General features: G+C 70.2%; 6 protein-coding genes and 5 pseudogenes. 4 read left to right on the top strand and 7 right to left on the bottom strand.

The genetic code is table 11. The features are described from left to right. Positions 1–26: 26 nt before the first annotated feature. The 4 genes and pseudogenes from acnA to dut all read right to left on the bottom strand — a co-directional run bounded on the left by acnA (position 27) and on the right by dut (position 4,721). Positions 27–2,833: pseudogene (gene acnA, locus L2X98_RS19410) on the bottom strand (aconitate hydratase AcnA). An 86-nt stretch (positions 2,834–2,919) separates the two neighbouring features. After that, complete coding sequence (locus tag L2X98_RS19405; RefSeq protein WP_259611951.1) at positions 2,920–3,675, bottom strand: DUF3159 domain-containing protein; 756 nt, start codon at positions 3,673–3,675, stop codon at positions 2,920–2,922. Next, entirely contained in the window at positions 3,672–4,268 is a 597-nt protein-coding gene (locus L2X98_RS19400; protein ID WP_259611950.1) for a DUF3710 domain-containing protein, read from the bottom strand. Before L2X98_RS19400 ends, L2X98_RS19405 begins: the two co-directional genes overlap by 4 nt. After that, positions 4,268–4,721, bottom strand: a pseudogene (gene dut, locus L2X98_RS19395) (dUTP diphosphatase). Before dut ends, L2X98_RS19400 begins: the two are co-directional and overlap by 1 nt. Positions 4,722–4,733: 12 nt before the next feature. Here dut and L2X98_RS19390 point away from each other — a divergent pair. Then, positions 4,734–5,228 carry a DUF3093 domain-containing protein gene (locus tag L2X98_RS19390; RefSeq protein WP_259611949.1) on the top strand — a complete coding sequence of 165 codons (495 nt, stop codon included), beginning with the start codon at positions 4,734–4,736 and terminating at the stop codon, positions 5,226–5,228. A 7-nt stretch (positions 5,229–5,235) separates the two neighbouring features. On the opposite strand, the gene L2X98_RS19385 is transcribed toward L2X98_RS19390, so the two are convergent. Beyond that, complete coding sequence (locus tag L2X98_RS19385) at positions 5,236–5,529, bottom strand: DUF4193 domain-containing protein (protein ID WP_259611948.1); 294 nt, start codon at positions 5,527–5,529, stop codon at positions 5,236–5,238. A gap of 221 nt (positions 5,530–5,750) precedes the next feature. On the opposite strand from L2X98_RS19385, the gene sepH reads away from it, so the two are divergent. Then, the gene (sepH, locus tag L2X98_RS19380; RefSeq protein ID WP_259611947.1) at positions 5,751–6,803 is read left to right on the top strand and encodes a septation protein SepH; all 1,053 of its coding nucleotides are present in this window, start codon (positions 5,751–5,753) and stop codon (positions 6,801–6,803) included. 158 nt (positions 6,804–6,961) lie between these two features. On the opposite strand, the pseudogene L2X98_RS19375 reads toward sepH, so the two are convergent. Further along, positions 6,962–7,944: pseudogene (locus L2X98_RS19375) on the bottom strand (alkaline phosphatase family protein); the annotation flags it as partial. Between the two features lie 59 nt (positions 7,945–8,003). Between L2X98_RS19375 and L2X98_RS19370 the strand changes: the two are divergent. Beyond that, positions 8,004–10,449 (top strand): annotated as a pseudogene (locus L2X98_RS19370) (DNA gyrase/topoisomerase IV subunit A). A gap of 89 nt (positions 10,450–10,538) precedes the next feature. Here L2X98_RS19370 and L2X98_RS19365 read toward each other — a convergent pair. Further along, positions 10,539–12,625: pseudogene (locus L2X98_RS19365) on the bottom strand (DNA gyrase/topoisomerase IV subunit B). Positions 12,626–12,788: 163 nt separating this feature from the next. On the opposite strand from L2X98_RS19365, the gene L2X98_RS19360 reads away from it, so the two are divergent. Then, positions 12,789–13,007 carry a DUF7455 domain-containing protein gene (locus tag L2X98_RS19360; protein ID WP_259611946.1) on the top strand — a complete coding sequence of 73 codons (219 nt, stop codon included), beginning with the start codon at positions 12,789–12,791 and terminating at the stop codon, positions 13,005–13,007. Positions 13,008–13,009: the final 2 nt, after the last annotated feature.

The following is a 13,009-nucleotide window of genomic DNA, read 5'->3' as shown; positions in this document are numbered from 1 at the left end:
AGGGCGGGGCCTTTCCCGGTGCGGGCTCAGACGAGCGAGCGCAGCACGTACTGCAGGATCCCGCCGTTGCGGTAGTAGTCGGCCTCACCGGGCGTGTCGATGCGGACGTCGGCGTCGAACGAGATCGGCGCCTTGTCCGAGCCATCCGTCGGCGTGGCCACGACGTGCACGGTCTTGGGGATCGTGCCGTCGTTGAGCTGGGTGATCCCGGTGAACGCGAACGACTCGGTGCCGTCCAGGCCGAGGCTGTCGGCGCTCTGGCCGGCCGGGAACTGCAGCGGGATCACGCCCATGCCGATCAGGTTCGACCGGTGGATGCGCTCGAAGCTCTCGGCGATGACCGCGCGCACACCCAGCAGGGTCGTGCCCTTGGCCGCCCAGTCGCGGGACGAGCCCGACCCGTACTCCTTGCCGGCCAGCACGACCAGCGGGATGCCGGCGGCCTGGTAGTTCTCGGACGCGTCGTAGATGAACGCCTGCGGGCCGCCGTCCTGCGTGAAGTCGCGGGTGTACCCGCCCTCCACGCCGTCCAGCAGCTGGTTGCGCAAGCCGGATGTTCGCGAACGTGCCGCGGATCATCACCTCGTGATTGCCGCGGCGCGAGCCGTAGGAGTTGAAGTCCTTGCGGTCCACTCCGTGCGCGCTCAGGTACTGACCGGCCGGGCTGTCGGCCTTGATCGAACCGGCCGGCGAGATGTGGTCGGTGGTGACCGAGTCGCCGAGCTTGGCGAGCACCCGGGCGCCGCTGATGTCCTGCACCGGCTCGGGCTGGGCGGTCATCCCCTCGAAGTACGGGGGCTTGCGCACGTAGGTCGAGGAGTCCTCCCACTCGAACACGGCGCCGGTCGGCGTCGGCAGCGACCGCCAGCGGTCGTCGCCGTCGAAGACCGACGAGTACTCGCGGTCGAACATGTCGGTCGAGATCGACGAGTCGATCGTCGACTGCACCTCCGCGGCATCCGGCCAGATGTCCTTCAGGAACACGTCGTTGCCGTCCGTGTCGCTGCCCAGCGCGTCCACGTCGAAGTCGAAGTTCATCGACCCGGCCAGAGCGTACGCGATCACCAGGGGCGGCGAGGCGAGGTAGTTCATCTTCACGTCCGGGTTGATCCGGCCCTCGAAGTTGCGGTTGCCCGACAGCACTGCGGTCACCGCCAGATCGCTCTCGTTGACGGCGGCCGAGATCTCCTCGATCAGCGGCCCGGAGTTGCCGATGCAGGTGGTGCAAGCCGTAGCCGACCGTGTAGAACCCCAAGGTTTCGAGGTCTTCGGTCAGTCCGGACTTGTTGTAGTACTCGGTGACCACCTTCGATCCCGGGGCCAGCGTGGTCTTCACCCACGGCTTGACCTTCAGGCCGCGGCGGGCCGCGTTGCGGGCGAGCAGGCCGGCCGCGAGCATCACCGACGGGTTCGAGGTGTTCGTGCAGGACGTGATCGCCGCGATCGTGACCGCACCGTGGTCGATCGTGAACTCCTCGCCATCGGCCAGCGTCACCGGCGTGGGCTTGGATGCCGTGGCCGGGGCGTGCGAGTGGTGCGAGTGGTGATGGTGGCTGGATGCCGACTCCGGCGTGTTCGAGGGCGGGTCGGAGGCGGGGAACGACTCCGCCACCTCGAGGTCGACCAGATCGTGCTCGGCATCCGCGTAGTTGAGCAGGTCCTTCTCGAACCGCTGCTTGGACTCGCTGAGCAGGATCCGGTCCTGGGGCCGCTTCGGGCCGGCGATCGAGGGGACCACGGTCGACAGGTCCAGCTCGAGGTACTCGCTGAACACCGGCTCGACGGCCGGGTCGTGCCAGAGGGTCTGCTCCTTCGAGTACGCCTCGACGAGGGCGACCTGGTCGGCGCTTGCGGCCGGTCAGCCGCAGGTAGTCGAGGGTGACGTCGTCGATCGGGAAGATCGCGGCGGTCGAGCCGAACTCGGGGCTCATGTTGCCGATCGTGGCGCGGTTGGCCAGCGGCACGGAAGCCACGCCCTCGCCGTAGAACTCCACGAACTTGCCGACCACGCCGTGCTTGCGCAGCATGTCGGTGATCGTGAGCACGACGTCGGTGGCGGTCACGCCGGCCGGGATCTCGCCGCTGAGCTTGAAGCCGACCACGCGCGGGATGAGCATCGACACGGGCTGGCCCAGCATCGCCGCCTCGGCCTCGATGCCGCCGACGCCCCAGCCCAGCACACCCAGGCCGTTGACCATCGTGGTGTGCGAGTCGGTGCCGACGAGGGTGTCGGGGTAGGCGCGCAGGATGCCGTCGACCTCGCGCGTGAACGTCACGCGCGCCAAGTACTCGATGTTGACCTGGTGGACGATGCCGGTCCCCGGGGGCACGACCTTGAAGTCGTCGAATGCGGTCTGGCCCCAGCGCAGGAACTGGTAGCGCTCGCCGTTGCGCTGGTACTCGATCTCGACATTGCGCTCGAACGCGTCCGGCGTGCCGAACAGGTCGGCGATCACGGAGTGGTCGATGACCAGCTCGGCGGGCGAGAGCGGGTTGATCTTCGTGGGGTCTCCCCGAGATCGGCCATCGCCTCGCGCATCGTGGCGAGATCGACGATGCAGGGCACGCCGGTGAAGTCCTGCATCACCACGCGGGCGGGGGTGAACTGGATCTCGGTGCTCGGCTCGGCCGCGGCATCCCATGAGCCCAGGGCCTGGATCTGCTCCTTGGTGACGTTCGCGCCGTCCTCGGTGCGCAGAAGGTTCTCCAGGAGCACCTTGAGACTGAACGGGAGCTTCTCGACGCCGGGGACGGCATCGATGCGGAAGATCTCGTAGTCGGTGCTCCCGACCGTCAGGGTGCTCTTGGCACCGAAGCTGTCAACAGTGGACACGTCTCGTCTCCTTCGTCGGCGGCGGGTATGCGGACGATCGCCCGCGATCCCTTCTTCCTATTTATCTTGACGTCAAGATAAATGTATCACTCGTCGTGCGCGCCGCCGGCCTCGGACGCGCCGTCCGCCGGCTTCGGATACAGTCCGCGCACGGCCAGCCAGGTCACCGCCACCATGGGGGCGAACAGCGGCAGTCCCATGGCGATCTTCAGCGTGCCGAGGGCGGTCACCTGCTCGGTGAGGAACAGCGGCAGCTCGACGGCGAGTCGCGCGGCGAACAGCGCGGCCCACGCGATCGTGAGCCAGAAGAAGGCGCGGCGCTTGCGCCGGTCGGCACGCCAGCGGGTGCCGTCGTTCATGAGCCAGCCGACGGCCAGACCGATCAGCGGCCAGCCGACGAGCGCCGAGATGAGCATCGCGCTGCCGTACAGCCCGTTCGTGATCAGCCCGAACACGAAGTTGTCGGCGGCGCGGCCGGTCCACAGTGCCAGCGCCGCGGCCGCGGCCGTGGCGATCAGACCGCCCACCGCTGCGGACGCGCTCGATCGCGTGATCAGCCGCACGAGGGTGAACACGACGGCCAGGCCCACGGACAGTCCGGCGGCCAGCCACAGGTCGCCCTTCTGCGTCGCCTGGTCGACGGTGATCGTCCACACCACGACGAAGACGAGCGTGGGCAGCACCGACTCGAGGATGCCCCGCCATCCGCCGATCGCATGCCAGACCAGGTGTCCGGTGCTCGTCGACTGGTTCGGGTCCAGGCCGGCCCGGCGGGCGGCGCCGCCGAGGGCGGCACCGAGCAGGTCGGATGTCGCGGGCTGTTCGTCCTGCGGATCGGTCACGCCGCCCCCGGGGTGGAGGGCATCTTCAACGGGATGAGGTCGCGCGGGGGCATGGGCGAACCGCCGCGGACCACGACGATCGAGCGGAAGAGATCCTCGAGCTTGGCCGCGGCATCGATGTCGGCCGTCGCCGCGCCGCCGATCACACCGCGCAGGAACCATCGCGGGCCGTCCACGCCGATGAAGCGGGCCAGGCGCCGGCCGGCCGCACCGTCGGTGCCCACCACGGGCACCTCGGCCAGCAGCTCGGCCCCCAGGGGGCCCTCACGCTCCTCCACGCGGCCGCCCTGCTGGCGCACCTGCTGGCGGATCTGATCGCGCGTCTCGTCCCACAGACCGGTCGACCGGGGAGCCGCGAACGGCTGCACCTGCAGCGTCGAGTCGGCATAGTCCAGGCCCACCGCGACGATGCGCTGCGACTGCTCCTCGACCTCGAGTCGCAGGTTCAGCCCCTCACGCGGCAGGATCTTGATCCCGCCGAGATCGATGTAGGGGCGGACCGGGTTGGCCTCGGAGTCGTCGAACGGGCCGACCGCCGAGCGGTCGCCCGGGGCGGACTTGTGAGGACCCGCGTCGGGGGTCGCATCGGTCATCAGGAGTTCCTCGTCTCGTTCTGGTAGCCCGTGGAGCCGAATCCGCCTTCGCCGCGCACGCTGTCGGGCAGCGTGTCGACGGGGACGAACCGGGCGCGCGAGACCGGCATGACGATCAGCTTGCGCGATCCGGTCGCCCGCCGCGATGTCGTACGGCTCGCGCGCGTCGGTGTTCAGCAGCGTGACCTTCAGCTCGCCCCGGTAGCCGGCGTCCACCGTTCCCGGTGCGTTCACGATCGTGATGCCGTGCTTGGTGGCCAGTCCGCTGCGCGGCACCACGAAGGCCACATGTCCGTCGGGCAGCGCGATCCGCACCCCGGTGCCCACCAGCGCCCGCTCGCCGGGGCCGAGGCGGAGCGCCTCGGTCGATACCAGATCGGCGCCCGCATCGCCGGGATGTGCGTACGCTGGGAGCACGGGCGCGATAATGGGGACGTCCACGGTTTCGGTCACTCCACGAGGGTAATGCAGAAGACATCAGCCGGTATCACGCACGCTGCCGGGACGACGTACCGCGAGCGACTCACCCCTTCACTGTGGGTGATCGTGTCCGCCGCGGTCGCCGCGCCGATGGCGACGATGGTGTTCGTCCCGTTCGACCAGACGCTGGCGCTCGTGATCGGCATCCTGGTCGCGGTCGCGATCATCGCCGCCCTGCTGACGGCCGCGCCGGTCGTCGAGGTGCGGGACGGGCTGCTGCGCGCCGGACGCGCCCGCATCCCGGTCGAGATGCTCGGCGAGGTGACCTGGTTCACCGGACCCGAGGCGCGCGAACTGCGCGGACCCGGTCTGCCGCGCGGGGCGTGGCACCTGATTCGCGGCGGGATCGACGGAGCGATCCGGGTCGGCGTGATCGACCCCGACGATCCCACCCCGTCCTGGGTGGTGTCCTCGCGCACGCCCGACCGGCTGGCCGCCGCGGTCCGCCGCGCGCAGGCGCGCGCCGCCGACCGCGGCTGAGCAGCCGTCAGGCCGCGCAGTCGATGCAGATCGGCCCGGCGTTGTCCTCGTGGTCCAGCTGGGAGCGGTGCTTCACCAGGAAGCAGCTCATGCACGTGAACTCGTCCTCCTGCGGCGGCAGCACGACGACGTCCAGCTCGAGGTCGGACAAGTCCGCGCCCGGGAGTTCGAAGCCCGAGGGGTTGTCGGAATCCTCGACGTCGACCGATCCGGACAGCTTGTCCGGTACCCGCTCTTTCAGGGCCTCGATCGACTCGCTGTCGTCCTCGTTCTTGCGCGGTGCGTCGTAATCGGTGGCCATTCCCTCAGGTCTCTACTTTCCCCATTGTGTGGTGCCGCTGCCCGATCGGGGCGGCGACAGTTTGCACGACGTCGGCGCATTTCGCAAATGCGGGGTTGCGAGATCCGCTTCACACTCGTGATCGTGCCGTGAAACAGGCGGCGCGCCCGCGATATTCCCGCCGTGCGCGCCCGCGCATGCGAACATGGGCCCACACCCGCAGATGGAAAGGCGCGGTTCGCATGGAACAGCTGAGAGTCATCGGATCAGAAGACGACGCGCTCGTGCTCGCGACCGAATCCGGGCAGCGCTTCACGCTCGTCGTGGATGACGTTCTGCGCGCCGAGCTCAAGCGCTCCCACCGGCACAGCGAGCGCACCGAGCCGCGTGGCGCCCGCCCCAGTCCACGCGATATCCAGGCGCGCGTGCGCGCGGGGATGTCGGCGGCCGAGGTCGCCGAGGCGCTGGACGTCACCGTCGAGGATGTCGCCCGCTACGAGGCTCCGGTGCTCGCCGAGCGGGAGCACATGGTCGGCCAGGCGCTGGCGGTGCCGGTGCTGGTGGCCGGCGACCTCGACGACGCCACGCCGACGTTCGGCGGGGCCGTGCGGGCGAAGCTCGCCGAGGCGGACGCCACCGGTGAACGCTGGACCAGCTGGAAGGAGCTCACCGGCTGGGTGCTCAAGCTCGAGTTCACCGCCTCCGGGGTGGACCATGATGCCCGGTGGGGCTTCGACCCGCGGCGCAGCACGCTGTCGCCGCTGAACGCCGACGCCACCCAGCTCTCGCGTCAGGGCTCGCTGCCGGACGGCCTGATCCCGCGGCTGCGGGCGCTGGACACGCCCGAGCCGAAGGACGACTCCCGGTTCGACAGCGGCGCATTCGGCCCGCGTCGACTCCGGCCCGACACCGACGCGGCGGCGGGCGCCGAAAGTGCGGCCTCCCCCGCGGCCCAGGATGCCGCGATCAACCGCGCACCGGAGCAGTCGCAGACCTCCAGCGAGACCGCCGACCTGCTCGAAGCCCTGCGCCGGCGCCGCGGACAGCGGGCGCCCCTGCCCGTGGACGAGGACGACACGTCCTCTGCACCGGCGCCGACGCCGTCTCCGCAGCCGGTGGCGCTATTCGACGCCTTCGAAGCGGGCTACGACGGCAGTGAGGACTCCTCCGGCGAGGACGAGCCGACCGCCGGCGATCGCACTGAGGCATCCGTCGGCGACGGACGCCGCAAGGGCCGCCCCGCGATGCCGTCGTGGGACGAGATCGTGTTCGGCGCACGTACCGAGGACAGCTGATCCGGCATCACGAGCGGGCGAACGCGCCCAGTCGGACCAGCGGCACGGTGCGTTCCTGGTCGGTCATCGAGCCGTGCTGGCCGATCATCCGCTTGCGGCTTCTTGTCCGGCTCGCGGTCGTCGTAGTAGGCCACGCCAGCGCGGGCGGCCACGAGCACGTCGCCGATCCGCGGCCGGACGGCCGGGTCGACATCTCCGAACAGGCCGGCCGCGATCGCCTCGTCCCGGGTGAGCACCCAGGACCGCGCTCCTTCGGCCTCCTGCCACCGGTCCCGCACGGCCGTCGCACGCCCGGGCTCGGCGTGCAGGTGCAGCATCCGCGGCTCACCGGCCACGTGCCGGACGTCGTCGGCGAGATCGTCGCCGACCCCGAACAGCACCTGGCGATGACGCGGCACGTCGACCATGCCGTGATCGGCGGTGATCACCGCCCCCGCACCCGCCGGCAGGGCCGCGCCGAGGGCCCGGGCCGCGGCATCCACCTGCTCGAGCGCCGCCAACCACTCCTCGGACTCCCAGCCGTGCTTGTGCCCTGTCGCATCCAGACTCGACGTGTACACGTAGATCAGCGCACCGGGGTGGCGCCCGGCCAGGTCGGCGGCGAGCTGGACCCGCTCCAGTACGGTCGGCGCCGGGAACATCTGCCCTCCGCGCAGCGTGGCCTCGGTGAACCCCGAGCCGACGAACGCCGGCTTGGAGACGACGAAGCAGGGCCGGCCGGCGGCCGCCTCCCGCGCGAGGATGGGCTCGGCGCGCTGCCAGTGCAGCGGATCGATGTGGCCGTCCTCCCAGCCCTTGAGCTGGTTGACCACGCGGTCGTGCTCCGGGTCGTGGACGCGATACCCGACGATGCCGTGCTGCCCGGGTCGACGCCGGTCAGCAGACTGGTCAGGGCCGCCGCGGTGGTCGAGGGGAAGACGGTGCGGGCAACGTCACGGCGGGAGCGCACGGTGCTGAGGAAGCGGGCGTGGCCGGCCCGCGCCGACAGGTTGTGCGCGCCCAGCCCGTCCACGACGAACACGATCGCGCTGGAAGCCGGCGCGAACCACTCCGAGCGTCCGTCCAGTGCCGCCAGCAGCTCTGGCACGACGTCGGTGAGGCTCCGGGCACCCGGCGAGTCGGCCGGTAGGCTGATGGTCATCGGGGCCAGTCTCGCATACGGTGTGCGGCTGTGTCCGTCCCGCGAGACCCGGAAGAAGCATGCCTGCCAAGACCCCGCCGCCGACCCCTGCCGCCGAGCGCATCGAGGACGTCGACGTCTCAGCGGAGATGCAGGGGTCGTACCTCGAGTACGCCTACTCGGTGATCTACTCCCGCGCCCTGCCGGATGCGCGCGACGGCCTCAAGCCCGTGCAGCGGCGGATCCTGTTCCAGATGGCCGAGATGGGCCTGCGCCCCGACCGGGGGCACGTGAAGAGCGCCCGGGTCGTCGGCGAGGTGATGGGCAAGCTCCACCCGCACGGCGACACCGCGATCTACGACGCGCTGGTCCGGCTCGCCCAGCCGTTCACGCTGCGCGTGCCGCTGGTGGACGGACACGGCAACTTCGGCTCGCTCGATGACGGTCCGGCGGCCGCCCGATACACCGAGGCACGACTGGCGCCCCCGGCTCTGGCGCTGACGGAGAGCCTGGACGAGGACGTCGTCGACTTCATCCCCAACTACGACGGCCAGTTCCAGCAGCCCGAGGTGCTGCCTGCCGCGTTCCCGAACCTGCTCGTGAACGGGGCATCCGGCATCGCCGTGGGCATGGCCACCAACATGGCCCCGCACAACCTGATCGAGGTGATCTCGGCGGCCGTGCACCTGCTGGAGAACCCGGATGCCACGGTCGAGGAGCTGATGGAGTTCGTGCCCGGCCCGGACCTGCCCGGCGGCGGCATCATCACCGGCGTGGACGGCATCAAAGAGGCCTACCAGACCGGTCGCGGCAGCTTCCGCACCCGAGCGAAGGTCTCGGTCGAGTCGATCGGCCCGCGCAAGACCGGCCTGGTGGTCACCGAGCTGCCGTATCTGGTGGGTCCGGAGCGGGTGACCGAGAAGGTCAAGGATGCCGTCACCGCGAAGAAGCTGATGGGCATCGCGGACATCAACGACTACACCGATCGGCACCGCGGCCTGCAGCTGGTCATCACCGTGAAGACCGGGTTCGACCCGCACGCCGTACTGGAGCACCTGTACCGGCTCACGCCCCTGGAGGAGTCGTTCTCGATCAACAACGTCGCCCTGGTCGACGGGCAGCCGCAGACGCTCGGACTGCGCGAGATGCTCCGGGTGTACCTGGACCACCGCATCCGCGTCGTGACGCGGCGCAGCGAGTACCGGCTGGCACGGCGTCGCGATCGGCTGCACCTGGTTGAAGGCCTGCTGATCGCGATCCTCGACATCGACGAGGTCATCCAGGTGATCCGCGGATCCGACGACAGCGAGCAGGCCCGGACCCGGCTTGCGCTCGGTGTTCGACCTGTCCGAGCTGCAGGCGGAGTACATCCTCGAGCTTGCGTCTGCGTCGCCTGACGAAGTTCTCCCGGATCGAGCTGGAGGCCGAGCGCGATCAGCTCAACGCCGAGATCGAGGAGCTGGTCCGGCTGCTCGGCGACGAGGTGCTGCTGCGCCGACAGGTGGCCACCGAGCTGGATGCCGCCGCCGAGGCGTACGGCACGCCCCGGCGCACGCTGCTGCTGGATGGCGGTCCCATCCGCCCGCGCAGCGCCAAGCCGTCCACCGCCGACCTGCAGATCGCGGACACGCCGTGCCGTGTGTTCCTCTCCGCCACCGGGCGGATGGTGCGGGCGGACCTGTTCGAGGGCGCGGGCATCGTGACGCCCGCGCGCCGGTCGAAGCACGATGCGATCCGCGCGAGCGTGGACGTCACCACCCGTGGCGAGCTGGGAGCGGTCACCACCGCGGGACGGCTCGTCCGCTTCTCCCCGTGGATCTGCCGTCCGTCCCGGGCAACTCGGTGCAGCTGGCGGCCGGAACCCGCGTCGACCAGTACCTGGCCCTGGCCAAGGACGAGCACGTCGTCTCGATCGTCCCGCTCGTCGACGAGCCCGTGATCGCGCTGGGCACGGCCCTGGGCGTGGTCAAGCGGGTCGCCGCCGGCGAGATCGCGAACAAGCCCGAGGTCGACGTCATCGCGCTCAAGCCCGGCGATGCCGTCGTCGGCGCCGTTCCGGCCCCCGACGACGCCGAACTCGTGTTCGTGACGTCCGATGCGCAGCTGCTGCGGTTCTCCGCGGCATCCGTGCGTCCCCAGGGCCGCGGCGCGGGCGGCATGGCGGGGATGCGCGTCTCCGCCGGCGAGCGCGTCGTGTTCTTCGGCACGGTTCCGGCAGATGCCGGGGCGGCCGTGGTGGTGACCGTCGCCGGCTCGAGCCAGGCGCTGGCCGGCGCCGATCCCGGCTCGGCCAAGGTGTCGGACTTCGGCGAGATCCCGGCCAAGGGCCGCGGGACCGGGGGCGTGCGGGTGCACCGGTTCCTGAAGGGCGAGGACGGTCTGCGGCTGGCCTGGGTCGGCGAGTCGGCCCGTGCCGTCGGCACCGACGGCGGGGTGCGCCCGCTGCCCGCGGACGGCGCGAAGCGGGATGCCTCGGGTCAGCCGCTGGACGCGGTCATCGGCGCCCTCGGCACCGCGGTGCGCTGACGCCCACCGAACGCGGGTATGTGATCGAGCCGTGTGCGTGCTGCCCCTGCTCGCGGCCGGCGCGGCGATCATTCTGGCGGGCTCGGCGGCTACGCGTCGATCCGCTCGCGGACCAGGCGGTGGCTCGACTCCACGATGAATGACCGACGCGGCGCGACCTCGCTGCCCATCAGCATCTCGAAGACCGCGGAGGCCCCCTCGGCATCCTCCACCCCCACCCGGCGCAGCGTGCGCCCGCCGGGATCCATGGTGGTCGTGGCGAGCTGGTCGGCGTCCATCTCACCCAGGCCCTTGTAGCGCTTGCACCGGCTCCTGCCAGCGCCGTCCGGACTTGGTCAGTCGCGCGAGCAGCGTGTCCGAGCTCCTGCTCGCTATAGGTGTACATCGTCTCGTTCGGCTTGGACCCGGGGTTGATCGCGATGACCCGGTGCAGCGGCGGCACCGCGGCGAACACGCGCCCGTCCTCGATGAGGGGGCGCATGTAGCGGAAGAACAGCGTGAGCAGGCAGGGTGCGGATGTGCGCGCCGTCGACGTCGGCATCGCTCATCATGATGATCTTGCCGTAGCGGGCCGCGCTCAGGTCGAACGATCGTCCGGACCCCGCGCCCACCGACTGGATGATCGCGGCGCACTCGGCGTTCGAGAGCATGTCGCCGATCGACGCCTTCTGCACGTTGAGGATCTTGCCGCGGATCGGCAGCAGGGCCTGGTGCTCGCTGTTGCGGGCCAGCTTGGCCGTGCCCAGCGCCGAATCGCCCTCGACGATGAACAGCTCCGAGATCCCGACCTCGTTCGAGCGGCAGTCCACGAGCTTCACCGGAAGCGAGGAGGACTCCAGTGCGGTCTTGCGACGCTGGGTCTCTTTGTGCGCGCGCGCCGAGATGCGCGCCTTCATCTCCGCGACGATCTTGTCCAGGCAGCTGCCGAGGACTGCACCTTGTCGTCGCGCTTGGACGAGGTCAGCTGCGCGGTCAGCTGCGCGTTCACGACGTTGGAGACGATCTGGCGGACCGCCGGCGTGCCCAGCACCTCTTTCGTCTGCCCTTCGAACTGGGGCTCGGGCAACCGGACCGTCAGCACGACGGTGAGCCCGGCGAGCATGTCGTCCTTCTCGATCTTGTCGTTGCCGACCTTGAGCTTGCGGGAGTTCTGCTCGATCTGCGCGCGGATGGCCTTCATCAGGCCCTGTTCGAACCCCTGCTGGTGCGTGCCGCCCTTGGGCGTCGCGATGATGTTCACGAACGAGCGCAGCGTGGTGTCGTACCCGGTGCCCCAGCGCGCGGCGATGTCGACATCGCAGCGTCGCTCGACCTCGGTGGGCACCATCGCCCCGGTCGGCTCGAGCACCGGCACCGTCTCGGTGAACGTCCCGGAGCCGGTGAGCCGCCACGTGTCGGTGACCGGCGCGTCCGGCGCCAGGTACTCGGCGAACTCCGAGATGCCGCCGTCGAACCGGAACATCGATTCGATCGGCTCGAAGCCCTCGGCGGTCTCGCGCTCGTCCCGGATCACCATCTCCAGGCCCGGCACCAGGAACGCGGTCTGCCGCATCCGCTGCTCCAGCTCGGTGAAGCCGAACGTCGAGTCGCGCGTGAAGATCTGCGGATCCGCCCAGTAGCGGATGCGGGTGCCGGTCAGGCCCTTGGCGACCCGGCCGATCGAGCCCAGCTTGCTCGCTTTGTCGAACGGCGTGAACGGCGCGTCCGGACCGTCCCCGGCGAAGGTGCCCGGCTCGCCCCGCCGGAACGACATCGCCCAGGTCTTGCCCTCGCGGTCGACCTCGACATCCAGTCGCGCCGACAGGGCGTTCACGACCGACGCGCCCACGCCGTGCAGACCGCCCGACGCGGCGTACGAGCCGGTGCCGAACTTGCCGCCGGCGTGCAGCTTGGTGAACACCACCTCGACCCCGGACAACCCGGTCCGCGGCTCGATGTCGACTGGGATTCCGCGGGCGCGGTCGCGCACCTCGACGCTGCCGTCGGCATACAGGACGACCTCGATCCGGGTGCCGAAGCCGCCGAGCGCCTCGTCCACCGAGTTGTCGATGATCTCCCAGAGGCAGTGCATCAGACCGCGGGAGTCGGTCGATCCGACGTACATCCCGGGACGCTTGCGCACCGCTTCCAGGCCCTCGAGCACCTGCAGATGATGGGCGGAGTACTCAGCGGTCACAATCCTCAAGGTTATCCCGTGGGAGCGGCTCTCCCGCGAAGAGACACGGCCCGGCCCGCCTGCGCTACGCGCTGAGCGAAACCCGCCCGGTTCCGGGCATCGCCCCAGGCCGCCCGTGGTTGTATTTCATGAACGGACCGCGATCAGCACGAGGAGGCAGACCATGAGCACACTCACGACACCCGAAGAGCAGAGCCTCGTCGACTACCGTCTGACCGCGATGGATCGGTGCGACGCCTGCGGCGCCCAGGCCTACATCTCCGCGGAGGTCAACGGCAGCGAGCTGCTGTTCTGCGCCCACCACGGTCGCAAGTACGAGGCGAAGCTCGCGAGCGTCGCCACCTCGTGGCACGACGAGACGGCCCGTCTCGACGAGGGCTGATC

It is taken from the genome of Microbacterium elymi, from assembly GCF_021582895.2.
GTDB lineage: Bacteria > Actinomycetota > Actinomycetes > Actinomycetales > Microbacteriaceae > Microbacterium > Microbacterium humicola.
The sequence above is the reverse complement of the archived record's forward strand: the minus strand, read 5'-3'. Positions and strand labels throughout refer to the sequence as shown.